The organism is Micromonospora tulbaghiae (assembly GCF_900091605.1).
Classification (GTDB): domain Bacteria; phylum Actinomycetota; class Actinomycetes; order Mycobacteriales; family Micromonosporaceae; genus Micromonospora; species Micromonospora tulbaghiae.
Window position 1 is genome coordinate 322,716 of record NZ_FMCQ01000005.1, and the last position, 24,468, is coordinate 347,183.

Below are 24,468 nucleotides of genomic sequence, written 5' to 3' on the forward strand. Positions count from 1 at the left end.
CGGGGCTTCGTCGCGGTCTCAGCGTCCGAGCACGCGGTCCAGGAAGTCGCGGTAGCCGCGCACGGCCACCCGGAGCTGCTCGGTGTCGGTCGAGCCGGACTCCTGCCAGGTGCCGAGCCGGGTGCGCTGCTCGCGCAGGGCGGTGGAGAGGGCCTCGATCGCCTCCTCGACCAGCGACTCCGCCTCGCCGACGGCCGCGCGCGGGTCGTCCACGAAGCGCAGCTGCACGTCGCGCCAGCGGTCCCGGAAGCCCTGGGCGGCCTCCGGCGCGAACAGCGTCGCCGCGTCGGCCGGTACCACGCCGGGCGTGGGCCGCTCCGCGCCGGCCAGGCCCGTGCCGGCGGCTGCCGCGCCCGCCGCCGCGGTGGCGGTGGCCGTGTCCACCCGGTCGGCGTCGTCGGTGGCGGGGACGGGCTCGGCGTCCGGGTCGACCAGGCCCGGCTCGGCGCTGCCGTACCCGACCGCGCCGTCGGCCGCCGCGTCGTCCACCTTGCGGTCGTCCCGGTCGTCCCGGTCGTCCCGGCCGTCACCGTCGAGGTCCTGGCCGGCGGTGCCGGAGTGCTCGGCGTCCCAGCGGTCCCGGTCGTGCAGGCGGTCTCCGGCGGTCGGGTCGGCCCGCTCGTCGTCCAGCGGGTCGGTGCGTCCCGGCGCGCCGTCGCCCGGCACCGCGGTGTCCTCGTCGCGCGCGTCGCGCTCGTCCTGCGGACGGCCGCCCGCCAGGGCCGAGGCGGCGACCGCGTCGCCCACCGTGGCCGCCCCGAACGCCGTCGGCAGCGGCGCCGGCTCGTGGTACGGGGGCTGCCCGTCGTCGTCGGTCCGGTCGGCCGCGTCGCGCAGCTCCCCGGCTTCGTAGGCACGGGTCTCGTCGACCTCGGCGTCGCGCCGCTGGTCGTCGACCGCCGGGTCGTCGAAGGTGCCCCGGTCGTCCAGCGCGTCCTCGGGCACGTCGGCCCGGTCGGCGTCGGTGTGCTCGCCCGGCTGCGGCACCGGTACCGGTGCGGACCGGACGGCCTCGGGGTGGTCCTGCGTGACCTGCTGTTCCTCCTGGCGCATGGCGGCGGCCTCCTCAGCGGCTCGGGACGTCGTGGTCGTGGTCGTGATCGGGGTGGCGCTGCTCCGGCTGCTGCGGGGCGACCGGGTCCTCCCCGAGCAGGTCGGCGAAGAGGGCCCGGTAGTGCACGAGCGCCTGCCGGAGGTCCTCGGTGCCGGCCTCACCGCGCTCGTTGCGCTGCCGGATCTCGTGGGCGTCGCGGTAGTGGGTGAGCGTGCGGGCGTGCTCGACGGAGAGGTGGGCGATCTGGTCCGAGAAGTCCCCGGTGGGGTATCCGCGCTCGGCGATCAGACGGCTGACCAGCTCGTCGGCCTCGCCGACGGTCTCCGCGGGGGAGTCGACGAAGCGCACCTGGAGTTCCTCCCAGGCGGCGGCGTAGCGGGCCCGGGACTCCGGGTCCAGCGGGGTCAGCTCCAGTTCGGCGTGCCGGCGTTCGCGTTCCCGCAGCTCACGCTCGGCGGCGCTGCGGCTGTCCTGCTCGGCGACGACCCGGTCGTACTCGGGGCCGAAGCGTTCCCGCAGCGCCCGGCGGCGGCTGGCGACCACGGCGACCGCGACGAGCGCGGCGATGACGGCGACGACGATGACTATGACGACTACCTGGGTGGACGACATGGCTCCTCCTTCGCACGTTGGTATTCCCTCGTGCGGGTGATCGCCAATCCCGTTGTGCGGCACTTTCCGCCCCGGCCGGGAAAAGGCGCGGTGCCGCGACCGCCGTCCGGTGCCGGAGCGGTGTCCGACTGAGCCCGTCGTGCCCGTCTCGGACCGTAGTGAGAGCCGAGACGGCCGGTAGTGCATCCGCCCCGGATTACGTATCCTGCCCAAGGCGTCCGGGCCGGGGCCCGGCGTCGTGGCCGGCGAACGTGACGGCCGCTGCCGGCGCCACCGAGCGACACCTTCCCGGGCGAGGTCTGATTGAACACCCGTGACTGGCCGATCCGCGCCAAGCTGACCGCGCTGGTCATCGGCCCGGTGACCGGGCTGCTGGCGTTGTGGATCTTCGCCACCACGCTCACCTTCGGGCCCGCGCTCGACCTGCTCTCCGCGCGTACCCTCCTCTACGACCTGGGCCGCCCGGGCGAGACCGTGGTGGCGGAGCTGCAACGGGAGCGGCGGCTGTCGGTGGTCCAGCTCGCCGGTGACCGCAACCTCCCCGAGCTGACCGAGCAGCGGGTACGCACCGACGACGCGATCGTCGAGCTGCGCCGCAAGGTCGACGGCGGTGACCTGCGCGACGTCGCCGACGCCCAGCTCGACAACCGGCTCGACCAGCTGGTCTCGGCGCTCGACGCGCTGCCCGCCGGGCGCGCCTTCATCGACGGCCGGAAGGTGGACCGGGCCGGTGCCGTCGGCCTCTACAGCGGGATGATCGGCTCGGCCTTCCAGGCGTTCGGCGCCATGGCCGCGCTGCCCGACGCGCAGCTCAACCGGGAGGCCACAGCGCTCACCGCGCTGGGCCGTTCCCGGGAGCTGCTCGGTCAGGCCGACGCGCTGCTGGCCGGCGCCGTCACCGCGGGCCGGTACGCCGAGGGCGAGCACGAACAACTGGTACGCACAGTCGAGAACCAGCGGTTCCTGGCCGAGATCGCGGTCGCCGACCTGCCGTCCGGGGAGCGGACCGCGTACCAGCGGATGACCGAGGGCACCGGGTTCCTCCAGCTGCGCGCGCTCCAGGACAGCCTGATCCGCTCGCCCGCGCTGCCCGCCCGGTTCGACATGCGGGCGTGGGAGACCGGTCACGCCGAGGTGTGGCAGAGCCTGCGTGACTTCGAGCTGCGCGGCGCGGACGCCCTCGCCGAGCGGTCGGTGCCGATGGCCACCCGGATCCTCGTCCAGCTCGCCGCCGCCGGTGTGCTGGGCCTGATCGCGATCGTGGTGTGCGTGCTGGTGGCGCTGCGGGTCGGCCGGTCGCTGGCGCGGCGGCTGACCGGCGTACGCGCCGCCGCGACCGAGGTGGCCGAACGCCGGCTGCCCGACGTGGTCGCGCGGCTGCGCCGGGGCGAGGAGGTCGACGTCGCCCGGGAGGCGCCCGAGCTGGACCACGGCGGCGACGAGATCGGCCAGGTGGCACGCGCCTTCAACGAGGTGCGCCGGACCGCGGTCCGTGCCGCCGTCGACGAGGTGACGCTGCGCCGGGGCTTCAACGAGGTGATCCTCAATCTCGCCCGGCGCAGCCAAGGGCTGGTGCACCGGCAGCTGGCGCTGCTGGACCGGCTGGAACGGCGTACCGAGGACCCGGACGAGCTGGCCGGGCTGTTCCAGGTCGACCACCTGGCGACGCGGCTGCGGCGGCACGCCGAGGACCTGGTCATCCTGGCCGGGGCAGCGCCCGGACGGGGCTGGCGGCGGCCGGTCGCCGCGGTCGACGTGATGCGCGGCGCGATCTCCGAGGTCGAGGCGTACGACCGGGTCGACGTGGGCGAGGTGGCGCCGGCCGGGGTGCTGGGCCGGGCCGTCGGCGACGTGATCCACCTGCTCGCCGAGCTGATCGAGAACGCGACCACGTTCTCCCCGCCCGGCACCCGGGTGGACGTCACCGGCCGGAGCGTCCCGGGCGGCTACACCATCGAGATCACCGACCGAGGGCTCGGCATGTCCGCGCCGGCCCTGGCCGAGGCCAACCGCAAGCTGGCCGAGCCGCCGGAGTTCGACCCGGCCGGCAGCGCCCGGCTGGGGCTGTTCGTGGTGGCGCGCCTGGCCGCCCGGCACGGCGTACGGGTCGAGCTGCGGCCGTCCCGCCCGGCCGGCATCGTCGCCGCGGTGTTCGTACCGTCGGAACTGATCACCGACGAGCCGCCGGTGGGCGCGGACGCCTCCGCCGGGCCGGAACGCCGGCGCCTGGCCAAGGTGACCCGGCTGACCACGGTGCCCCGGCCGGGGCGGCCGACCCGGCCGGGCCGCGACCGGTCGGAGAGCACCGTCGTCCCGTTGCAGTCGGCGCGCGCCTCGACTGTGGAACCACCCGCCGACGGCGACGGCCTGCCCCGCCGGATCCGGCGCCGCGGCGCGACCGCGCGTCCTCGGGCGGCGGCCGCCGACACCCCGGCCCACCGCACCCCGGAGGATGCCCGCCGGGCCATGTCGGCGTTGCAGGCCGGCACCGCGCGCGGACGCCGCGACGGATCGCGCGCCGCCGGAACCGGCCCGGCCACCCCCACCACCGAACCGCGCGACACCGGTACGCCGTCCACCCCCGTGGGGCCGGCCGTGGAGCCCGCCCCGGCGGCGCCGGACCAACGAACCGCGACTGAGAGGGACGCCTAGTGGTGCACACGACGCGGCAGAACGCCGATCTCGACTGGCTGCTCGACGACCTGGTGGAGCGTGTTCCCGCCGCCCGCCAGGCGGTGGTGCTCTCGGCGGACGGGCTCCTGCTCGGCGCCTCCACCGACCAGGACCGCACCGACGCGGAACACCTCTGCGCGCTGGCGTCCGGATTCTCCGGGCTGGCCAAGGGCGCCACCCGGCACCTGGGCGGCGGCGCGGTCCGTCAGACCGTGGTGGAGATGGAGTCGGCCTACCTGTTCGTGACCGCCGCCGGGCAGGGCGCCTGCCTGGCGGTGGCCAGCGACGCCGACGCCGACATCGGCCTGGTGGCGTACGAGATGGCGATGCTCGTCATCCGGGTCGGGGAGAACCTGGCCGCGCCGAGCCGGGTGGCGGGGGAGCGGACCGATGCGCGCTGAGTCGCCGGGGCCGCAGCACGAGTGGCTGGACGCCGACGCCGGGCCGGTGGTGCGTCCGTACACGCTCACCGGCGGCCGGGTGCGCCCACCCGTCGACGGCTTCGACCTGCTGGCGTTCGTGCTCGCCGCCCCCGGCGCGGACCCGGCCGGCACGCCCGGTCTCCAGCCGGAGCACCGCCGCCTGATCGAGCTGGCCCGGCGGCCGAAGGCCGTGGCCGACCTCGCCGCCGACCTGGACCTCGCCGTGGGTGTGGTCCGGGTGCTGCTCGGCGACCTTCTCGCCCATGGGCTCGTCGCGGTGCACCGGCCACCGGCGACCGCGTACCTGCCCGACGACAACATCCTCAAGGCGGTGGTCAGTGGACTCCGTGCGCTATGACCGGGAGCCGGGGGCGCCGCGGGTGCCGCTGGCTTTGAAGATCCTCATCGCCGGTGGCTTCGGCGCCGGAAAGACGACGCTGGTCAGCGCGTTGAGCGAGGTCCGGCCGTTGCAGACCGAAGAGGTGCTGACCGGGGCCGGGCTCGGCACCGACGACGTCTCCGGGGTCGAGCAGAAGTCGACCACGACGGTGGCGATGGACTTCGGCCGGATCACCATCAACGACGACCTCCAGGTCTACCTGTTCGGCACCCCGGGCCAGGACCGGTTCTGGTTCCTCTGGGACGAGCTGGCGTTCGGTGCGCTCGGCGCGGTGGTGCTCGCCGACACCCGGCGGCTGGCCGACTGCTTCCCTTCGATCGACTACTTCGAGCAGCGGGGCATCCCGTTCGTGGTGGGCGTCAACTGCTTCGAGGGTTCCCGCCGGTTCGGCCTGGAGGCGGTCCGCGACGCCCTGGACCTGGACCCGGACGTGCCGCTCGTGCTCTGCGACGCCCGTGACCGGCAGTCCGGCAAGCTGGTGCTGATCTCGCTCGTCGAGCACGTGGCGCGGCAGCGCGGCGAGCCGGTGCCGGTGGGCTGAGCGCCCCGTGCCCGATCCGTCGGGCCCGGTGGGACTGACCGGGCGCGTCACCGGGAAGCCTCTGGTTGGATCGCAGGCAGGACCGACGAGAGGTGGGAGCGGTGACCGGGCAGGACGAGATCGTCCACATCGGCGGCTACACGGCGGAGACGGGCGGGCGGGCCGAGGGTGTCGTGGCGGCCCGGCGGGACCGGGCGACCGGGGAACTGACCCCGCTGGGCGTCGTGGCCGTGACCCCGTCGCCGTCGTTCCTGGTGCGGCATCCGGCGCTGCCGGTGCTGTACGGGTGCAACGAGCTGCCCGACGGGCTGGTGAGCGCGTTCCGGGTGGCCCCGGACGGCGACCTCACGCCGCTGGGGGTCCGGGAGACCGGTGGCGCGGAGCCGTGCCACCTGGCGGTCGCCCCGGACGGGCGGCACCTGTTCGTGGCCAACTACGGCGGCGGCAGCGTGGCGGTGTTCGGCCTGGACGCCGACGGCGTGCCGGGGGAGCGCACCGACCTGGTCCGGCACGAGGGGCACGGTGCGGACCCGCAGCGGCAGGAGCACGCGCACTGCCACATGGTCTCGCCCGACCCGGCCGGGAGCGGGCTGCTCGCTGTCGACCTGGGCACCGACTCCGTCTACCGGTACGACGTCGACGCGTCCAGCGGCCGGCTGGCCGAGCGGGAGCCGCGGCTGCGGACAGCGCCCGGCACCGGACCCCGGCACCTGGCCCGGCACCCGGACGGGCGGCGCTGCTGGCTGGTCGGTGAGCTGGACGCCACCGTCACCGCGTACGAGCTGACGCCGGACGGGCCGCGGCAGTCGACCCGTGTCGACGCCAGTGGCCGGACCGGGCACGTCCAGCCCTCCGAGGTGGCCGTCGGGCCGGGCGGGCGTTTCCTCTACGTGGGCAACCGCGGCGTGGGCACGATCGCTGTCTTCGCGCTCGACGGCGCCGCGCCGGAGCTGGTGGCGGAGGTCGACACCGGCGGCGAGTGGCCCCGGCACTTCGCGTTCGCCGGGGAGCACCTGTACGTGGCCGACGAACGGGCCGACATGATCAGGATCTTCCGGGTCGATCCGGACGGCGGGGTGCCCGAGCCGGTGGGGGAGCCGGTGCCGGTGGCGAGCCCGACGTGTGTCCTGCCGTGACCGAACGGTCACCAAATGGCAGTCCGAAGTGGATTGACTTCACCATAAATGACTGACTGGTAACTTAGCGTATGGGTTAGGTGATCAACTGTTTCTGCTGCGTAACTTTCGTCCGAACGGTTGTGGTGGTAACCCCACGAGGTACGCAAGATGGTCACCGTGTCTGGCCGCCATCGCATGCGTTCTCACCTCCGCGGAGCAGGTGCCGCCGCCGTGGCGGCCACCCTGGTCGCCGTCGTAGCCGGCTCCTGGTTCGGCTACCAGCAGTTGGCCGGCCCGAACTGTTCGGGCCGGATCGAGCTGTCGGTGGCGACCGCCCCGGAGATCGCCCCCGCGGTGCGCGCCGCCGCCGACCAGTGGGTCTCCGACGGCGCGGCGGTGGGTGGGACCTGCATCGCGGTCAACGTCTCCTCGGCCGAGCCGGTCGAGGTGGCCGCCGCGGTGGCGAGCAAGCACGGCGCCACGCTCGCCGGCGTCGGGCAGGCCAGCGGCACCGCCGTCACCCCCGACGTCTGGGTGCCGGACTCGTCGACCTGGCTGGTCCGGCTCAAGAGCGGCGGGGCCAGCGCGTTCGCGCCGGCGAACGGCGCCTCGATCGCGCGCAGCCCGGTCGTGGTGGCGTTGCCCGAGCCGGTGGCCTCGCGGATCGGCTGGCCGGACAAGGAACTCCGTTGGTCGGACCTGCTGACCCAGGTCACCGCCAGTAAGCCGCTGCGGGCCGGGATCGTCGAGCCGACCCAGGATGCGGCCGGCCTGTCCGGCCTGCTGTCGCTGACCGCCGCGGCCAGCTCCGCGGGCGAGTCCGGCTCGCCGAAGGCCCAGGAGGCGATGGTCGGCGCGCTGCGGGCGCTCGCCACCAACCGTTCCTCCCTGCGGCAGGACCTCCTCGCGCGGTTCCCCCGCTCGTCGGACCCGACGGCGATCGCCAACGGGCTGGGTGCGGCGGCGCTGTCCGAGGAGGACGTGATCGCCTACAACAGCACCAAGCCGCCGATCCGGCTCGCCGCGCTCTACCTGCAGCCGCCGCCGATCTCGCTGGACTACCCGTTCGCGGTGCTGCCCGGCATCGAGCCGACCAAGGCGTCCGCCGCCCGGGTGCTCTTCGAGGTGCTGCGTACGCCGGCCTTCAAGGACCGCCTCGCCGCGCAGGCGCTGCGCGCGCCGGACGGCAACTGGGGCCGGGGTTTCCAGGCGCCGACCGGCGCGCCGAGCCCGGCCAACGGCGGCGAGCGCCAGGTGCCGCCGTTGGGTCAGGGCGGCGCGGCCGACCTCGACCCCGGCGCCATCTCGACCGCCACCACCACCTGGTCGGTGGCCACCCAGTCGGGCCGGATGCTCTGCGTCATCGACGTCTCCGGCTCGATGAAGAAGCCGGTCGCGACCGCCAACGGCGCCAGCCGGGAGCAGGTCACTGTCGCCGCCGCCAGCCAGGGCCTCGGCCTGTTCGACGACTCCTGGTCGATCGGCCTCTGGACCTTCTCCACCAACCTCCAGGGCTCGCAGGACTGGAGCGAGCTGGTCGGAATAAAGCCTCTGTCCAGCAACCGGGGCGCGCTCCAGCGCGGCCTGGCCTCGATCAAGCCCTCCAGCGGCAACACCGGCCTGTACGACACCACGCTCGCGGCGTACAAGAAGGTGCAGCAGGACTGGGAGCCGGGCAAGGTCAACTCGATCGTGCTGTTCACCGACGGCAAGAACGAGGACGACGACGGCATCTCGCAGAAGGCGCTGCTGGAGCAGCTGAACAAGCTGAAGGACGACGAGCAGCCGGTCCAGGTCATCATCATCGGCATCGGCACCGAGGTGAACCGGGCCGAGCTGGAGTCGATCACCAAGGTCACCGGCGGCGGCGCCTTCGTCACCACCGACCCCAGCAAGATCGGCGAGATCTTCCTCCGGGCGATCGCGCTGCGCCCGCCCGCCCCCCGCTGACCTGAAGCTCAGCGCTAGTCTTCCGCCGTACCGGGAAATCCGGTACGGCGGAAGGCTTCCCGGCTCAAGGCGTGGGATGGGAACTGACGGTAATGCGTCCGAATCAATCGGTAACCATAATTGTCCAGGCATGATGACGGGGTGCCTCGACCGCGGGCTCCACACCGGAGCCGGGCGGGGACGGGGCGGTCCTGAGCGAAGTGGGGAGGGCCGGTGACCTCGGCGACGCTGTTGACCCCTGCCACGTCGTCGCGACCCGGTGGTGAACGCCCGGGCAAGACGACGCGAGCTGCGGAGCGGGCCTACATCCGGGTCCTGGTGGTGCTCGACACCGCCGTGCTCGCCGTGGCCATCCTGGTCGGTTACCTGGCCCGGTTCGGCGACGAGGAACCGACCGGGTCCGAGATCCCGTACGTGGTGGTCGCCCCGGTGCTCCTGCTGGTCTGGCTCGTCTCGCTCAAGGCGATGCGGTGCTACGACGACCAGGTGCTCGGCTACGGCGCCGACGAGTACCGCCGGGTCAGCGCGGCCAGCATGCGACTCGCCGGCGGCATCGCCATCGCCGGGTACATCGCCGACGTCGGCGTCTCCCGGGGCTTCCTGGCCATCTCCTTCGCGGTCGGCACGATCGGCCTGGAGGTGGCGCGGTTCGCGGCCCGCAAGCGGCTGCACCGGGCCCGCGACCGGGGTGCCGGCTGGTCCCGCAAGGTGCTCGTGGTGGGCGACACCGCGCACGTGCTGGAGCTGGTGCACACGCTGCGCCGGGAACCGTATGCCGGCTACCAGGTGGTCGGCGCGTGCATCCCGGACGCGCTGCTCGCCCCGGTGCCGCAGCGGCTCGGCGACGTGCCGGTGGTGGGCAGCTTCCGGGGCATCCCGGAGGCGGCCACCGCGATCGGCGCCGACACGGTGGCGGTCACCGCCTCCGGCGAGCTGACCGCGACCCGGCTGCGCCGCCTCGGCTGGCAGTTGGAGGGCACCGGCGTCGACCTGGTGGTGGCACCGGCGCTCACCGACGTGGCCGGCCCCCGTATCCACACCCGTCCGGTCGCCGGCCTGCCGCTGATCCACGTCGAGGCGCCAGAGTTCCGCGGTGCCCGCAAGCTGGTCAAGGGTTTCGTCGACCGGTCGATCTCGTCGATCGCCCTGCTCGTGCTGGCGCCGCTGCTGATCGTGATCGCGCTGGCCATCAAGATCGACAGTCGCGGCCCGGTGCTGTTCCGGCAGACCCGGGTCGGCCAGGGCGGCGAGGAGTTCGGCGTCTTCAAGTTCCGCACCATGGTGGTCAACGCCGACGCCCTGCTCGCCGAGCTGGCCGCGCGCAACGAGACCGACGGCCTGATGTTCAAGATGCGCGACGACCCGCGCGTCACCCGGGTCGGCCGGCTGCTGCGCAAGTGGTCGCTGGACGAGCTGCCCCAGCTCGCCAACGTGCTGCTCGGCCAGATGAGCCTGGTCGGCCCGCGCCCGCCACTGCCGTCCGAGGTGGCCCGTTACGACGGCGACGTGGCACGCCGGCTGCTGGTCAAGCCCGGCATGACCGGCCTCTGGCAGGTCAGCGGCCGATCGGACCTGAGCTGGGAGGACGGCATCCGGCTGGACCTGTACTACGTGGAGAACTGGTCGTTGGCCGCCGACCTGACCATTCTCTGGAAGACGTTCGGCGCGGTGCTCAACAGCCGCGGCGCGTACTGAGGGGCAGGTCAGGGCTGCGGCCCCAGCCAGTCCAGGCAGACCACCACCGCGTCGTCCACCAGGTCACCGGAGACGAAGGCCCGCAGGTCGCCGAGCAGCGACCGGACCGCGTCCAGCGGCTCCATCGGCCCGGTCCGGCGCAGGAACCGGTCCAGCGCCACCTCGCCGTAGCGCGCCTGCTCGGTGGTGGCCTCGATCACGCCGTCGCTGACCACGAAGAGCCGGTCCTCGCGCTCCAGCCGGAACCGCTGCGGGCGGTAGTCGGTGCCCTCGAACATGCCGAGCGGGAACTGGTTGTCCAGCTCCTGCTCGGTCACCTCGCCGGCCCGCAGCCGCAGCAGCCGGGGCGAACCGGCGTCGACCACAGTCAGCTCGCCGGTGGCCAGGTCCAGCTCCATCAGGAGCACGGAGACGTGCTGTCCGCCCCGGTGCTGGGCGTAGATCGCCTGGTCGGCCAGCGCGGCCTGGTCGGCCAGGTCGAGCCCGGCCCGGCGCGCGTTGCGCAGCGCGTACGTGGCCAGCGAGGCGAGCAGCGCCGCGGCCACCCCTTCGCCGTAGCCGTTCAGCACCGCCAGCCAGAGCCGGTGACCGTCGTCGGACCAGTCGAAGCTGTCCCCGCGCACCGCGTACGCCGGCTCCAACTGCCCGGCCAGGCTGAACGACGGCCGGATCCGGCTGCGCCCGGGCAGCAGCTCCCACTGCATCTCGGCGGCCAGCGTGAGCCGCCGGCTGCGCCGGGCGGTCCGGTAGATGTCGCTGGTGGCCATGACCGCGCTCAACTCGTGCCCGAGCACCGTGGCGATGGTGTCCAGCTCCCTGCGGGCGTGCGGGTCGGCGGGCACCGGCGAGACCTGGAGCACGCCCCGGCGTTCGCCGCGCATGCCCACCGGGAACCAGCCGACGCCGTCGGCGATCACCGGCTCCTGGTGGTCGAAGGCGCGCCAGGCCGGATGGCCGGGGCCGGTGACCGGCGGGCCGTCACCCAGCGGCAGCAGCTCGGCGAGCCGGTAGTCGACCTGGTAGAGCTCGGTGCGGGTGACGCCGTACGTGCGCGCCAGCTCGGCGGCGAGCCGGTCCACGATGAGATCCGTCGGCGCCTCGGTCAGGACCCGGCGCGCGCGCCCCTCCGCTCCGCTCATCTTTGCTCCTTTGCACAGGTCGCCGGGCAGATCCGGGGAGTAGTCTCGGGCTCACCATGACCGAAGAGCGCGGTCCCCGGGGACCTGAAACGAGTACGTCCGCCGCCCTGGACGAGGCGGCAGGCACCTTGCTCGCCGTCTGGGAGGCCGCCCGGGAGCGCACCACCAGCCGGCTGTCGAGTGCCCAGCTACGCGCGATCATGGTCGTCGAGCAGTATGACGGCATCAACCTCCGCCGCCTCGCCACCCTCACCGACATGTTGCTCTCCTCCGCCAGCCGGTTGTGCGACCGGCTGGTCGCGGCCGGGATGCTGGAACGCGAGCCGGGCCGCTACGACCGGCGGGAGATCTCGCTGCACCTCACGCCCGCCGCCATCCGGCTCCTCGCCGAGCTGCGTGCCGACCGGCGGCACCGGCTGGAGCGGATCCTGGCCGGGATGAGCCCGGAGGGCCGGGCCGCGCTGGTACGCGGCATGCGCGAGTTCGACGAGGTGGGCCGGCGCGGCGAGGCCACTGTGGCGGAGGGCTGGCCGATGCTGCAACCCTCCGGGGAACGGATCGGCGACCCCGCCCGGCCGTCCGGCGAGCCCCCGGTGGCCCGTACCGCCTGACTCAGCCGGCGCCGCCGGGATCGGCCGGCGCGCCTTCGCGAGCGGCCCGCAACCGGGCCACCACCCGAGGATGCTCGGTGAGCGCCCGCTCCAGCGTGCCGAGCACCTCGTCCAGCACCGCCCGGCCGCCCCGGGACGTCAGTGCCTCCTCCTGCCACCCGACGAAGTCGCGCAGCAGCAGGTCGTCGTCCACCCGCACGGCCGCGATCAGCGCGTCCACCAGGTGCGCGATGCCGGCGGCGACGTCCTCGGCGTGATCCGGCGGCGGGTCCACCGCGGCGAGCGCGAGCCGGACCAGCTCACGCCGCCGGTGCAGCACCGCCACGTACGCGTCGTCGGGCGGGGGCGGCGGCGCGCCGGTGTGCTCGGCCGACAGCGGCCGTTCCAGCAGCGCGACCGCGTCCCGGGCGCTGGCGCCCCAGCCCGCCGCGCCGATCGCGGTGGCCCACCGGCCGTCCGGGCCGAAGCCGGGACCACCGGCCAGGACCGGCACCCCGGCCGCGCGGCTGGCCTCCACCATCCGCGCCGCCCGGACCAGCCGGTTCGGCTGCACGCAGCTCAGCAGCACCGCGTCCGGGCCGGTCTGGTGCAGGTAGGAGACCAGATGCCGGGCCGGCACGCTGGCGCCGAGGAACGTCACCCGCCAGCCCGCCGCGCGGACCACCTCGGTGACGATGCGGGCGGCCAGCGCGTGCCACTCGCCCTCCACGCAGGCCATCACCACGTGCCCGCGCCGCGGCGGGCCGGTCGTCGCGCCCAGCGCGTCCACCACCTGCTCGCTGACGTGGGTGGCGGCGTGCTCCTGGGCGACGCTCCACGAGCCGGTGAGCCAGCGCCGGCCGACCTCCCGCTGCGCAGCCGCGACCAGATCGACCAGGACGTCCGCGACCGAGAATCCGTCGGCCACCAGGCCGCGCGCCAGCGCGACCGCGCCGGTCCGGTCGGCGGCGTCCAGGTGGTCGAGGTACGCGGCGAGCGTCTCCGGTCCGATCCGGCGCTCGGGCGCGGGGGTGGGGCGGTCAGGCGGCGGTGTCACCCGGCCGCCACGGCGAGCATGGCGATGTCGTCGTGGGGCTGCCCGTCCAGCCACTCGTCGACGAGCTGGAGCACCCGGTCGACCAGCGCGGCGGGCGGAAGCCCGGCGCCGGTGGCGAGCGCCTGACGCAACCGGGCGTCGCCGAACATGGCCGGCTCGGTCGGGCCGCCCCGGGCCTCGGTCACCCCGTCGGTGTACGCCAGCAGCAGGTCACCGGGCGCCAGCCGTACCTCGGCGTCGGCGAACCGGGCGTCGGTGAGCGCGCCCACCGGCATGCCGCCGACCCGGACCGTCTCGACGCCACCGCCGGCGCGGACGACGAGCGGCGCGGGGTGCCCGCCACCTGCCACCCGGATCAGCAGTCCGCCGTCCGGCTCGCGGCGCAGCGCGCCGAGCAGGAGCGTGGTGAACTGGGCCCGGCGGGCCGCGTCGGGAGCGTCCAGCAGCGCCCGGTTGAGCAGCTCCAGCAACTCCCGGGGGCGCTGCTCGACCAGGCGCAGGGTCTGCAGCGACTGGCGGACCCGGCCGGTCAGCACGGCCGCGCCGACGCCCTTGCCGCAGACGTCGCCGAGCGCGAACAGGCCGCCGTCGCCGGTGGGGAACAGGTCGTAGAAGTCGCCGCCGATGCGCAGGCTGTCCCCGGCGGCGCGATAACCGCCGGCGAGCGTCATCCCGGGCAGGCGGGGCAGCTCCGGCGGGAGCAGGCTGTTCTGGAGCACCCGGGCCAGGTGTGCCTGCTCGCCGTACAGCTCGGCCGCGGCCAGCGCGGCGCCGGCCCGGCGGGCGAACTCCCGCGCCAGGCCGATCTCCCGCTTGTCGAAACCGGGCCGATCACGGCGGCGGGCCAGCACCAGCGCGCCGGCCGGACCGCCCGCGCTGGGCATCGGGCTGATCAACACGGTGCCCGGGCGGCCGAACCCGGCGGGCAGCACCTCGGCGAGGTCGGCCAGCTCGGCGTCCAACCAGGGACTCGGTTCGGTGAGGTCGCCTTCGAGCGCCTCGACCAGACCGGGGACGGACTCCACAGTGGGCCAGCCGGCCAGGCCGGTGACCGGGCCGGGGTCACCGATGGCGTACCGGAGCCAGTGCGGCTGGTCCTCGGCGGGCGGAGGCGGGCGGTGCACCACGACTGCCGCGTCGGCCAGGTAGGGCACCGGGAGCGTCACGGCGGTACGCAGCGTCTGCTCCCGGTGCAGGGACAGCCCGAGCCGGCTGCCCGCCTCGGCGAGGAACGCGGTGCGCGACCGTTCGGCGAGCAGCGCGTCGGTGCGCGCGTGCTCCTCGGTGACGTCCCGGACGTACCAGGCGCTGCGGTCGTCGGCCAGGGGGCGCCGCACGCCGCGCAGCCGCCGGCCGTGGTGGTCGGTCTCGAACGCGTCCGATCCGGCGGCGGCCGCCTCGGCCAGCGCCGGCACCGGGCACGCGGCCAGGTCGACGCCGGGCGCCACCTCGGGGAGCAGGTCGGCGGCCATCGCGTTGACGAGCGTCACCACCCCGGCCCGGTCGATCGTCACGACCGCCTCGGCGAGCCCGTCCAGCAGCTCCCGGGCCAGGTGGTCGTCAGCTGGCAGCGCGGCCTCGGCAACCCGCCGGGGCCGTCTCCGCGAAGCGTGTCCACCGCCGCTGACCGGCCCTGCGACACCGCCCCGGCGCGCGGCGGTCACCTCCGGTGGCCGGGCGCTTCGGTCGGTCGACCCCTGCGCATGCTGTCGGTGCACCCCTCGCTCGGCGGACATGTTGCCTGGCGGCAAGCGTACCGAGCGCAGGCACGGAATGCCCGTACAGGATCATCCCGGGTCAGGTGGTCCGGGCCAGCCAGCCCACCGGCCGGTCGACGATCCGGCGGACCACCGAGCCGGCCCCGCCGACCGCCGCGGACTGCGCCCCGAGCACGGCCGGGCGCACCGTCACCGGCGCCCAGGCGGCGGTGAGCACCCGCCGGGAGACCTCCGCCTCCACCGTCGGCCGCAGCCAGGGCGCGAGCCGGGCGTATCCGCCGCCGAGCACCACGGTGTCCAGATCCAGCAGGTTCACCACGCCCGCCACCGCGACCCCGAGGGCGGTGCCGGCGTCGGTCAGGGCGGCCAGCGTGGCCGGGTCACCGGCCTCGGCCAGGTCGGCGAGCCGGGTGGCGGCGGTGTCCGCCGGCAGTTCCGCGCCGGGCAGCCCGGCGGCGGCCAGGATCGCCTCCTGGCCCGCGTACCGCTCCAGGCAGCCCTGGCCGCCGCAGCGGCACGGCCGGCCCTGCGGCTGGACCGGGAAGTGACCGATCTCTCCGCTCCAGCCGCGGGCGCCCCGGTAGAGCGCGCCGTCGAGCACGATCCCGGCGCCGATGCCGATCTCGCCGGTGACGTGCAGGAAGCTGCGCGGGCCGGCCGGACCGGCGTACAGCTCCCCGAGCGCGGCCAGGTTGGCCTCGTTGTCGACCACCAGCGGCGGGATTCCGTCGACCGGCTCGGCCAGCGGGTGCCCGGCGAGCAGCGCCGGCACGTCCACGTCCCGCCAGCCGAGGTTCGGCGCGAGCCGGACCAGACCGCCGTCGCCCACCAGGCCGGGCACTGCGAGCGCCGCGCCGGCCAGGGTCAGCCCGTCGCGTACGGCGGCGGCGCGCGCCTCGGCGGCCAGCGCGGCGAGCCGGGCGAGCGCGTCGGCGGGGGAGGCCGGGCGCAGGTCGGCGCGGCGGACCAGGTGGTGCCGGACCGCGCCGGTGAGGTCGACGACGCAGGCGGCCAGGTAGTCGACGTTCACCTCCAGGCCGAGCCCGGCCGGGCCGTCGGAGGCGAGCACCAGGCCCCGGGCCGGGCGGCCCGCCCCGGTACGCGGTTCCGGTTCCGCCTCGGCGACCAGCCGGCCGGCGATCAGGTCGTCCACGACGGCGGAGACGGTCGCCCGGGTGAGGCCGGTGTCGGCGGCGATCCCGGCGCGCGAGGGCGGCCGGTCGGCGGCGGCGATCCGCCGGAGCACCACCGCGAGGTTCAACTCGCGCAGGCTGCCCTGCCGGACCGCCCCGGCGGTGCTGGCGCTTGTCACCTCTTGACACTGCCACATCGCCGCCATTTAATTCAACCGCTGAACAAATCGCGGACGACACCACCACCTGGAGGTCTGCCATGGCATCCCGCCCCACCCCCGCGGACAAGTTCTCCTTCGGCCTCTGGACGGTGGGCTGGCCGGCCCGTGACCCGTTCGGTGACGCCACCCGGCCCGAGCTGGACGCCGTCGAGGCGGTGCACCGGCTCGCCGAGCTGGGCGCGTACGGCATCACCTTCCACGACGACGACCTGGTTCCGTTCGGCGCGGACGCGGCCACCCGCGACGCCCGGCTGAGCCGCTTCCGCAAGGCCCTCGACGAGACCGGCCTCGTCGTGCCGATGGTCACCACCAACCTGTTCAACCACCCGGTGTTCAAGGACGGCGGCTTCACCAGCAACGACCGCGACGTGCGCCGGTACGCGCTGCGCAAGGTGCTGCGTAACATCGACCTCGCCGCCGAGATGGGCGCGAAGACGTTCGTCATGTGGGGCGGCCGGGAGGGCGCCGAGTACGACGTCGCCAAGGACGTCCAGGCCGCGCTGGACCGCTACCGCGAGGCCGTCGACCTGCTCTGCGAGTACGTCGTCGACAACGGCTACGACCTGCGCTTCGCGCTGGAGCCCAAGCCGAACGAGCCTCGGGGCGACATCCTGCTGCCCACGGTCGGGCACGCGCTCGGCTTCATCTCCACGCTGGCCCGCCCGGAGATGGTCGGGCTCAACCCGGAGGTCGGGCACGAGCAGATGGCCGGGCTGAACTTCGCCCACGGCATCGCCCAGGCACTCTGGCAGGGCAAGCTGTTCCACATCGACCTCAACGGTCAGCGCGGCATCAAGTACGACCAGGACCTGGTCTTCGGCCACGGCGACCTGCTCAACGCGTTCGCCCTGGTCGACCTGCTGGAGCACGGCGGCCCGAACGGCGGCCAGGCCTACGACGGCCCGCGCCACTTCGACTACAAGCCGTCCCGCACCGAGGACATGACCGGCGTGTGGGCCTCCGCCGAGGCGAACATGCGGACGTACCTGCTGCTCAAGGAGCGGGCCGCGGCGTTCCGCGCGGACCCGGAGGTGGTCGAGGCGCTCGCCGCCGCCCGGGTGGCCGAGCTGGCCACCCCGACGCTCAACCCCGGTGAGGGCTACCGCGAGCTGCTGGCCGACCGGACCGCGTTCGAGGAGTTCGACCCGGAGGCCGCCGGGGCGAAGGGCTTCGGCTTCGTCCGGCTCAACCAGCTCGCCGTCGAGCACGTGCTCGGCGCGCGCTGAGGCGGGCCGCCATGCCGCTCGTCGCGGGGGTCGACTCGTCGACCCAGTCCTGCAAGGTGGTCGTCCGGGACGCGGAGACCGGCGCGCTGGTCCGGCAGGGCCGCGCGCCGCACCCGCCCGGCACCGAGGTCGACCCGCACGCCTGGTGGGAGGCCCTGCGGGCGGCGGTTGCCGAGGCCGGCGGCCTGGCCGACGTGGCAGCCGTCTCGGTCGGCGGCCAGCAGCACGGCATGGTCTGTCTGGACGCCTCCGGTGAGGTGGTCCGCCCGGCGCTGCTGTGGAACGACACCCGTTCCGCCGACGCGGCCCGGGAACTGGTCGAGGAGGCCGGCGGCGGGGAGACCGGCCGTCGGTTCTGGGCCGAGGCGACCGGCGCGGTGCCGGTGGCCAGCTTCACCGCGACGAAGCTGCGGTGGCTGGCCCGGCACGAGCCGGACAACGCCGGCCGCGTGGCGGCGGTCTGCCTGCCGCACGACTGGCTCACCTGGCGGCTGGCGGGCGCTCCCGGCCTGGACGCGCTGCGTACCGACCGGGGCGACGCCAGCGGCACCGGCTACTGGTCGCCGCGCACCGGCGAGTACCGGCTGGACCTGCTGGAACGGGCCTTCGGCCGGCGCCCGAAGGTGCCGGTCGTGCTCGGCCCGGCCGAGGCGGCCGGGCACCTCGACCCGGCGGTGTTCGGCGACGGCGCGGCGGCCGGCCCGGTGCTTCTCGGGCCGGGCACCGGCGACAACGCCGCCGCGGCGCTCGGCGCCGGGGCCGGTCCGGGCGACGTGGTCGTCTCGATCGGCACCTCCGGCACCGTGTTCGCGGTGGCGGACACGCCGGCCGCCGACCCCAGCGGCGCGGTGGCCGGATTCGCCGACGCGACGGGCCGGTTCCTGCCGCTCGTGTGCACGCTCAACGCGGCCCGGGTGCTGGACGCCGCCGCGACGCTGCTCGGCGTCGACCTCGACAGGCTCGGCGAGCTGGCCCTGTCCGCCCCGCCCGGGGCGGACGGGCTGGTGCTGGTGCCGTACCTGGAAGGGGAGCGGACGCCGGACCGGCCGCACGCCACCGGCACCCTGCACGGCCTCACGCTCGGCACCTCGACCCCGGCGCACCTGGCCCGGGCCACTGTGGAGGGCATGCTCTGCGGGCTGGCCGACGGCCTCGACGCGCTGATCGCGCAGGGCGCCCGCGCCGACCGGATCATCCTGGTCGGCGGCGGCGCCCGGTCCGCGGCCGTACGGCGGATCGCGCCGCAGGTCTTCGGCCGCCCGGTGGTGGTGCCGCCGCCGGGTGAGTACGTGGCCGACGGCGCCGCCCGGCAGGCCGCCTGGGTGGCGCTCGGTGGCGACACCCCGCCGGCCTGGTCCGTCGGCGACACCGAGGAGTACGGGGACGAGGCCGTGCCCGCCATCCGCGAGCGCTACGCCAGAGCCCGGGAGCAGGTGCTCGACCGGGCGGCGTAAAACCGGGTGCCGGGCGGCTCCGTGCCGAGGATCATCGGGCCGTGTTTCCGACCCTCCCCGCGGACGGCGCCGCCCGGCGTACCCCGCTGCCCGTGTTCCAGTACGACGACGTGGACAGTCCGGGCGACGTCATCGACACCCTGCTGCTCACCGACTTCGTCACCGGCCGCCAGCCGTGGGCCCGGACGGTCCGCCTGGCCAAGGTCCGCCGGGGGGTGGTGTTGGTGCCGGAGCGGGCGACGGTCACCCGGACCGCGGTCGAACGCAACCGCGCCGCCCGCCTCGCCACCGGGGACGGGTGGACGTTGCGTGTGGTCACCTGGCGAGGGCGGGGTGCCGAGGTCACCGTCACCGCCGTCGACGAGGCGACCGGGACGGCCGTGCTGGACGAGATCGTCACGGCCGGCGCCGAGCCGGTCCGGCCGGGCACCGCGCCGATCGGATTCTGGCACCAGGACCCGCGGCGGGGCGCCCAACGGGACAACCGGCGGATCGACACGCCGGTCTGGTCGGCGATCCGGCCGAACTACCCAGCCGAGGCAGCGGCCGCGCTCGACGCGCTGATGACCACCACTCCCGAGACGATCACCGGCCGCCTGCTGCTGATGCACGGTCCGCCCGGTACCGGGAAGACCACCGCGTTGCGCGCCCTGGCCCACGAGTGGCGCCGGTGGTGCCAGGTGGACTGCGTGCTCGACCCGGAGACGTTGTTCGGCGACCCCGCCTACCTCGCCGAGGTGGCAGTGGGGGAGGACGACGACGGGGAGGAGGGCGAGGAGCGGACGCGCTGGCGGCTGCTGATCCTGGAGGACTGCGACGAGCTGATCCGGGGCGACGCCCGTGAGAGGGCCGGGCAGGCGCTGTCCCGCCTGCTCAACCTCACCGACGGGTTGCTGGGTCAGGGGCGCCGGGTGCTGGTGGCGGTGACCACGAACGAGGACCTGTCCCGGTTGCACCCCGCCGTCACCCGTCCCGGACGCTGCCTGGCCCGGATCGAGGTCGGGCCGCTGTCGCACACCGAGGCGGTGGACTGGCTCGGCGTCCCGGCGGGTGTCCCCGCCCAGGGCGCCACCCTCGCCGAGTTGTACGCGTTGCGGGCCGGCACCGCCACGGCCGGCGCGGTGCCGGTCGAGATCGGCGGCTACCTCTGATCGGCGGGTCCGTGTTCGCGACGTGACCTCCACCTGATTTGCTGCCCGGCATGAGCGGCACCAGGATCTCCCGGCGCGGGAACGCGGCACACCGGCTCTACAGCGTCGTGGTCTTCGTGGTGCTCGCCTCGCTGGACAATGTGGCGATCGGCCTGGTGCCGCCGCTGTACGGGCCGATCTCCGCCGCGCTCGACGTGCCGCAGCGCATGCTCGGCCTGGTCACCGCCGTCAGCTTCCTGGTCAGCGCGGTGGCGGCGGTGGGCTGGGCGTACGTGGGGGACCGCACCAACCGCAAGCCGCTGCTCATGGTGGGCACGCTGCTCTGGGCCGCCGGCACCGGGGGCAGCGCGCTCGCCGGGGGGTACGCGACGTTCCTGACCGCGCAGTTCGTCGGCGCGGTCGGGCTCGGCGCGGTGGGGTCGGTCGGTTTCTCGGTGGTCACCGACCTGATCTCACCGCGCCGTCGCGGCCTGGTGATGAGCTTCTGGGGGCTGTCCCAGGGCGTCGGCACGCTGGCCGGGACGCTGCTCGGCGGCGTGCTCGGCTCGACCGACTGGCGGCGGCCGTTCCTGCTGCTGACCGGCGTGGGCCTGGCCGCCACGGTGGCGTACCTGTTCACCTACGACATCCGGCGCGGGCAGAGCGAACCGGAGCTGGCCGGTGCGATCGACGCCGGGAACGAGTACGACTACCGGATCAGCCGCGCCGACCTGCCCCGGATCCTGGCCCGCCGCACCAACCGCTGGCTGATCCTGCAGGGGCTCACCGCCCAGGCCGCGTTCGGCTCGCTGGTCTGGCTGCCGGTGCTGTTCAGCCAGCGGGCCGAGGCGCAGGGCTACTCGCCCGCCACGGCCGTGGTGGTGGGCAGCGTCTTCGCCACGCTGTTCCAGCTCGGCGGCGTGCTGTCCATCGTGGGCGGACTGGTGGGAGACGCGCTGCAACGGCGTACGCCGAGCGGCCGGGCCATGGTCGCGGCCGTCGGCATCCTCGCGGCGCTGCCGTTCTATCTGGTCCTGTTCTTCGTGCCGATCCGCATCGACGTGCCCGACGGGGCCGGCTCCGGAGCGGTGGTGACTGCGGTGCTGTCCAGCGTGTTCACCGAGCCGTCGGTGGGGCTGAGCCTGCTCACCGCAGTGGTGGCACTGGCGCTGACGTCGGCGAACTCGCCGAACTGGTTCGCCCTGATCGCCGACGTCAACCCGCCCGAGCACCGGGGCACCGTCTACAGCCTGGGCAACCTGGTCAACGGCGTGGGCCGGGCGGCCGGCAACGGGCTGGTCGGAGTGGCGTTCGCCGGGCTGCGGGCGGCCTTCCCGCCGCCGCTGAACTACGCGGTCGGGCTGGCCGCGTTCCAGCTCTTCTTCATTCCGACCGGGATCATGTACTGGCTGGCGGCCCGCACCTCGCCCCGGGACATCGCGCAGGTGCACGACCTGCTGCACGCCCGCGCGGGCCGGCTGGAGAGCGAGGGCCGGCTGGAGAGCGAGGGCCCCGCCGAACGGTGACCGTCCGGCGGGGCCACTGGATCAGCTCCGGAACCAGGCCGTCACGTCGGTCGGCACCGCGTCGCCGTCGAGCGGCGCGCTCGACACCAGCACCTGGGCGCCGGCCGGCAGCGGCGCCGGCTCGGCGCCGAAGTTGGTCAGCACGGTGAGGTCGCCGTTGGTGAACGTGAGCACCTCGTCGCCGGAGGTCAGGAACCGCAGCGGGCCCCGGGCCAGCGCGTGCTCGCGGCGCAGCCGCAGCGCGCTCCGGTACAGCTCGTACGTCGAGCCGGGCACGCCGCGCTGCCGGTCCAGCGCGTACTCGGCCCACGTCGACGGCTGGGGCAGCCAGCTCGCGTCGGTCGGCCCGAAGCCGTACGACGGGGCGTCGGCCTCCCACGGGATCGGCACCCGGCAGCCGTCCCGGCCGCGCTCGGTGTTTCCGCTGCGCTTCCAGGTCGGGTCCTGCCGGGCCTCGTCTGGCAGCGTGGTGTGCTCCGGCAGCCCCAGTTCCTCGCCCTGGTAGAGGTAGGCGGAGCCGGGCAGCGCGAGCATCAGCAGGCTGGCCGCCCTGGCCCGGCGCAGCCCCAGCGCGGCGTCCGGCTGCGGGTCGTCCACGCCGACGCCGTTGGCCCGGCCGCCGGCGGTGCCGAGCCCGAGCCGGGAGGCGTGCCGGACCACGTCGTGGTTGGACAGCACCCAGGTGGTCGGGGCGCCCACCGAGTCGGTGGCCTCCAGCGAGCGGGTGATCACCGCGTACTGGGCCGGGGCGGTCCAGGCGGCGAGCAGGTACTCGAAGTTGAACGCCTGGTGCATCTCGTCCGGGCGCACGTACCGGGCCAGCCGCTCGGCCGGCTCCACCCACGCCTCGGCGACGAGGATCCGCTCACCGGGGTACGAGTCGAGCACCCGCCGCCACTCCCGGTAGATCTCGTGCACGCCGTCCTGGTCCCACATCGGCGGGCGCGGCTTGTCCACCTCGCTGCCGGAGAGGATCTCCTGCGGCTCCTGCCAGTCGGCGAGGTCCGCCTGCTTGATCAGGCCGTGCGCCACGTCCACCCGGAAGCCGTCCACGCCCCGGTCCAGCCAGAAGCGCAGGACGTCGAGGAACTCCTCGCGTACCTCCGGGTTGTCCCAGTTGAGGTCGGGCTGGCCGGAGTCGAACAGGTGCAGGTACCACTGACCGTCGGGCAGCCGGGTCCAGGCGGGGCCACCGAACACGCTCACCCAGTCGTTCGGCGGCTCGGCGCCGTCCGGTCCCTTGCCGTCGCGGATGACGTAGCGCTGCCGCTCCGGGCTGCCCGGCGCGGCGGCGACCGCCGCGTCGAACCAGCGGTGCGCCGACGAGGTGTGGTTGGGCACCAGGTCGACGATCACCCGCAGCCCGCGGGCCTTCGCCTCGGCGATCAGCTTGTCGGCGTCGGCGAGCGTGCCGAACAGCGGGTCGACGTCGCGGTAGTCGGACACGTCGTACCCGGCGTCGGCCTGCGGGGACGGGTAGAACGGGGACAGCCAGACCGCGTCGACTCCCAGCTCGGCGAGGTGGTCGAGGCGGGACGTGATGCCCGGCAGGTCGCCGATACCGTCGCCGTCGGAGTCGGCGAACGAGCGCGGGTAGACCTGGTAGATGACCGCCTCGGTCCACCAGCCGGTGCCCGGGGCCTGCTGCGTCGCGTCGGTGTTCAGCGCCTTACTCCTGTCTGGGTGGTGCGGTGACGAGCGAGTTCGTTCAGTGTGCCCGGGGCGGCGCGGTCGATTCGCGCACCACCAGGCGAGTGGGCAGGATCACCGGGTGTGGTGTCCCGTCGTCGGTGCCGGCGCCGCGCGGCGCGGGCACCAGGCCGGGGTACGGCTCGCCGGCCCGTACGCCGAGCGGGTCGAGCAGGATCCGGGCGGCGAGCAGTCCCTGCTCGGCGGCGGGCTGGGCGATGGTGCTCAGGCCGAGCACGCCGGCCAGGTCGTGGTCGTCGATGCCGACCACGCTCACGTCCTGCGGCACCCGCAGCCCGGCGTCGCGCAGCGCCATGACCGCGCCCATCGCCATCTCGTCGCAGGCGGCGAAGATGGCTGTCGGCGGCTCGCCCCGGGCCAGCAACTCGGCCGTGGCCCGGGTGCCGCCGTCGATGGTGAACCGGGACTCGACGTCGAGGCTCGGGTCGGGCGTGACGCCCGCGGTCCGCAACGCCTCCTGGTAGCCGCGCCGCCGGTCCAGGTGGGTGGTGAAGGCCAGCTCGTCGTCCGGGTCACCGGAGATGTGCGCGATCCGGGTGTGGCCGAGGTCGAGCAGGTGGCGGGTGGCGGTCCGGGCGGCGGCCACGTCGTCGATCCGGACGCAGGGCCACCCGGGGACCCCGCTGCCGGAGCTGATCGTCACGCCCGGCAGGTCCAGCTCCGTCAGCTCGTGCACGTCGGCGGCGCGCAGCGGGGTGGCGACCAGGATGATCGCGTCCACGCGCTTGTGCAGGCTCGCGGTGCGCAGCACCCGCTGGCGGGTCTGCTCCCGGCCGCCGAGGTTGTAGAGCAGCAGGTCGTAGCCGCTCTGCTGGAGGAACTCCTCGACCGCCTCGACCACCGTGCCGAAGAACCACCTGGTGATCCGGGGCACCACCACCGCGACCGTCCCGGTCCGTCCGCCGGCCAGCCGGCTGGCGCTCGGCGACACCGCGTACTGGAGTTGTTCGGCGGCGGCGAGCACCCGGCGGCGGGTCGCGGCCGAGACCGTCGGCAGGCCCCGCAGCGCCCGGGAGACGGTGGCCGTGGAGACCCCGGCCAGACGGGCGACGTCGTCAATCCTGGTCATCGTGAGCTCCCCGCTGTGACCCGGGTCCCG

The 24,468-nt window shown here is 74.8% G+C and carries 20 protein-coding genes; 12 read left to right on the forward strand and 8 right to left on the reverse strand.

From position 1 onward, the window contains the following. Positions 1-18: 18 nt before the first annotated feature. Together GA0070562_RS17375 and GA0070562_RS17380 are read right to left on the reverse strand one after the other, a co-directional pair. A complete protein-coding gene (locus tag GA0070562_RS17375; RefSeq protein ID WP_091422845.1) occupies positions 19-1,053 on the reverse strand; it encodes a hypothetical protein in 1,035 nt (344 codons plus the stop codon). A gap of 13 nt (positions 1,054-1,066) precedes the next feature. Beyond that, positions 1,067-1,666, reverse strand: a complete 600-nt coding sequence (locus GA0070562_RS17380) for a hypothetical protein (protein WP_091422847.1) — start codon at positions 1,664-1,666, stop codon at positions 1,067-1,069. Between the two features lie 303 nt (positions 1,667-1,969). Here GA0070562_RS17380 and GA0070562_RS17385 point away from each other — a divergent pair, with 303 nt between their 5' ends. The 7 genes from GA0070562_RS17385 to GA0070562_RS17415 all read left to right on the forward strand — a co-directional run bounded on the left by GA0070562_RS17385 (position 1,970) and on the right by GA0070562_RS17415 (position 10,465). After that, positions 1,970-4,318, forward strand: coding sequence for a sensor histidine kinase (locus tag GA0070562_RS17385; RefSeq protein WP_091422851.1), 2,349 nt, complete (start codon positions 1,970-1,972; stop codon positions 4,316-4,318). Then, positions 4,318-4,740, forward strand: a complete 423-nt coding sequence (locus tag GA0070562_RS17390; RefSeq protein WP_013288181.1) for a roadblock/LC7 domain-containing protein — start codon at positions 4,318-4,320, stop codon at positions 4,738-4,740. Before GA0070562_RS17385 ends, GA0070562_RS17390 begins: the two co-directional genes overlap by 1 nt. Further along, positions 4,730-5,119: a DUF742 domain-containing protein gene (locus GA0070562_RS17395; protein WP_091422853.1), complete on the forward strand. Its 390-nt coding sequence runs from the start codon at positions 4,730-4,732 to the stop codon at positions 5,117-5,119. The genes GA0070562_RS17390 and GA0070562_RS17395 overlap by 11 nt, the downstream gene beginning before the upstream one ends. Then, entirely contained in the window at positions 5,100-5,702 is a 603-nt protein-coding gene (locus GA0070562_RS17400; RefSeq protein WP_013288179.1) for a GTP-binding protein, read from the forward strand. The genes GA0070562_RS17395 and GA0070562_RS17400 overlap by 20 nt, the downstream gene beginning before the upstream one ends. A gap of 101 nt (positions 5,703-5,803) precedes the next feature. Next, entirely contained in the window at positions 5,804-6,838 is a 1,035-nt protein-coding gene (locus GA0070562_RS17405; RefSeq protein ID WP_175438774.1) for a lactonase family protein, read from the forward strand. Positions 6,839-7,015: 177 nt separating this feature from the next. Beyond that, on the forward strand, positions 7,016-8,770 hold the full coding sequence (locus GA0070562_RS17410) for a VWA domain-containing protein (RefSeq protein ID WP_175438775.1): 1,755 nt from the start codon (positions 7,016-7,018) through the stop codon (positions 8,768-8,770). A 213-nt stretch (positions 8,771-8,983) separates the two neighbouring features. Further along, positions 8,984-10,465 carry a sugar transferase gene (locus tag GA0070562_RS17415; protein ID WP_091422861.1) on the forward strand — a complete coding sequence of 494 codons (1,482 nt, stop codon included), beginning with the start codon at positions 8,984-8,986 and terminating at the stop codon, positions 10,463-10,465. Between the two features lie 8 nt (positions 10,466-10,473). Here GA0070562_RS17415 and GA0070562_RS17420 read toward each other — a convergent pair whose 3' ends face one another. After that, on the reverse strand, positions 10,474-11,604 hold the full coding sequence (locus tag GA0070562_RS17420) for a PP2C family protein-serine/threonine phosphatase (protein ID WP_091422864.1): 1,131 nt from the start codon (positions 11,602-11,604) through the stop codon (positions 10,474-10,476). 56 nt (positions 11,605-11,660) lie between these two features. On the opposite strand from GA0070562_RS17420, the gene GA0070562_RS17425 reads away from it, so the two are divergent. After that, a complete protein-coding gene (locus GA0070562_RS17425; protein ID WP_091422867.1) occupies positions 11,661-12,215 on the forward strand; it encodes a MarR family winged helix-turn-helix transcriptional regulator in 555 nt (184 codons plus the stop codon). Between the two features lies 1 nt (position 12,216). Here GA0070562_RS17425 and GA0070562_RS17430 read toward each other — a convergent pair whose 3' ends face one another. The 3 genes from GA0070562_RS17430 to GA0070562_RS17440 all read right to left on the reverse strand — a co-directional run bounded on the left by GA0070562_RS17430 (position 12,217) and on the right by GA0070562_RS17440 (position 16,308). Further along, positions 12,217-13,251: a cobalamin B12-binding domain-containing protein gene (locus GA0070562_RS17430; protein WP_091422871.1), complete on the reverse strand. Its 1,035-nt coding sequence runs from the start codon at positions 13,249-13,251 to the stop codon at positions 12,217-12,219. Next, positions 13,248-14,987, reverse strand: a complete 1,740-nt coding sequence (locus GA0070562_RS17435; RefSeq protein ID WP_254663812.1) for a PP2C family protein-serine/threonine phosphatase — start codon at positions 14,985-14,987, stop codon at positions 13,248-13,250. Before GA0070562_RS17435 ends, GA0070562_RS17430 begins: the two co-directional genes overlap by 4 nt. A 61-nt stretch (positions 14,988-15,048) precedes the next feature. Continuing rightward, positions 15,049-16,308: an ROK family protein gene (locus tag GA0070562_RS17440; RefSeq protein ID WP_091422874.1), complete on the reverse strand. Its 1,260-nt coding sequence runs from the start codon at positions 16,306-16,308 to the stop codon at positions 15,049-15,051. Positions 16,309-16,361: 53 nt separating this feature from the next. Here GA0070562_RS17440 and xylA point away from each other — a divergent pair, with 53 nt between their 5' ends. From xylA to GA0070562_RS17460, 4 genes are read left to right on the forward strand one after another with little or no spacing between them, the layout of a single operon-like run. Beyond that, positions 16,362-17,549 carry a xylose isomerase gene (xylA, locus tag GA0070562_RS17445; protein ID WP_091422876.1) on the forward strand — a complete coding sequence of 396 codons (1,188 nt, stop codon included), beginning with the start codon at positions 16,362-16,364 and terminating at the stop codon, positions 17,547-17,549. Between the two features lie 11 nt (positions 17,550-17,560). Continuing rightward, positions 17,561-19,003: a xylulokinase gene (gene xylB / locus GA0070562_RS17450; RefSeq protein ID WP_091422880.1), complete on the forward strand. Its 1,443-nt coding sequence runs from the start codon at positions 17,561-17,563 to the stop codon at positions 19,001-19,003. Positions 19,004-19,044: 41 nt separating this feature from the next. Then, positions 19,045-20,154 (forward strand): DUF5925 domain-containing protein, encoded by a 1,110-nt coding sequence (locus tag GA0070562_RS17455; protein WP_208576589.1) that lies wholly within the window; start codon positions 19,045-19,047, stop codon positions 20,152-20,154. Between the two features lie 50 nt (positions 20,155-20,204). Then, positions 20,205-21,659 carry an MFS transporter gene (locus GA0070562_RS17460; RefSeq protein WP_091422883.1) on the forward strand — a complete coding sequence of 485 codons (1,455 nt, stop codon included), beginning with the start codon at positions 20,205-20,207 and terminating at the stop codon, positions 21,657-21,659. Between the two features lie 21 nt (positions 21,660-21,680). Here the strand turns inward: GA0070562_RS17460 and GA0070562_RS17465 are convergent, their stop codons facing one another. Further along, positions 21,681-23,324, reverse strand: coding sequence for a glycoside hydrolase family 13 protein (locus GA0070562_RS17465; RefSeq protein WP_091422886.1), 1,644 nt, complete (start codon positions 23,322-23,324; stop codon positions 21,681-21,683). A gap of 43 nt (positions 23,325-23,367) precedes the next feature. Next, on the reverse strand, positions 23,368-24,438 hold the full coding sequence (locus GA0070562_RS17470; protein WP_091422890.1) for a LacI family DNA-binding transcriptional regulator: 1,071 nt from the start codon (positions 24,436-24,438) through the stop codon (positions 23,368-23,370). Between the last annotated feature and the right edge of the window lie 30 nt (positions 24,439-24,468).

Bases quoted from the DNA above. Each gene is read 5' to 3' on its own strand.
- GA0070562_RS17375 (WP_091422845.1), bottom strand. From the start codon at position 1,053: ATGCGCCAGGAGGAACAGCAGGTCACGCAGGACCACCCCGAGGCCGTC.
- GA0070562_RS17380 (WP_091422847.1), bottom strand. From the start codon at position 1,666: ATGTCGTCCACCCAGGTAGTCGTCATAGTCATCGTCGTCGCCGTCATC.
- GA0070562_RS17395 (WP_091422853.1), top strand. From the start codon at position 4,730: ATGCGCGCTGAGTCGCCGGGGCCGCAGCACGAGTGGCTGGACGCCGAC.
- GA0070562_RS17410 (WP_175438775.1), top strand. From the start codon at position 7,016: ATGCGTTCTCACCTCCGCGGAGCAGGTGCCGCCGCCGTGGCGGCCACC.
- GA0070562_RS17420 (WP_091422864.1), bottom strand. From the start codon at position 11,604: ATGAGCGGAGCGGAGGGGCGCGCGCGCCGGGTCCTGACCGAGGCGCCG.
- GA0070562_RS17425 (WP_091422867.1), top strand. From the start codon at position 11,661: ATGACCGAAGAGCGCGGTCCCCGGGGACCTGAAACGAGTACGTCCGCC.
- GA0070562_RS17435 (WP_254663812.1), bottom strand. From the start codon at position 14,987: ATGTCCGCCGAGCGAGGGGTGCACCGACAGCATGCGCAGGGGTCGACC.
- GA0070562_RS17440 (WP_091422874.1), bottom strand. From the start codon at position 16,308: ATGGCGGCGATGTGGCAGTGTCAAGAGGTGACAAGCGCCAGCACCGCC.
- xylA (WP_091422876.1), top strand. From the start codon at position 16,362: ATGGCATCCCGCCCCACCCCCGCGGACAAGTTCTCCTTCGGCCTCTGG.
- xylB (WP_091422880.1), top strand. From the start codon at position 17,561: ATGCCGCTCGTCGCGGGGGTCGACTCGTCGACCCAGTCCTGCAAGGTG.
- GA0070562_RS17460 (WP_091422883.1), top strand. From the start codon at position 20,205: ATGAGCGGCACCAGGATCTCCCGGCGCGGGAACGCGGCACACCGGCTC.
- GA0070562_RS17470 (WP_091422890.1), bottom strand. From the start codon at position 24,438: ATGACCAGGATTGACGACGTCGCCCGTCTGGCCGGGGTCTCCACGGCC.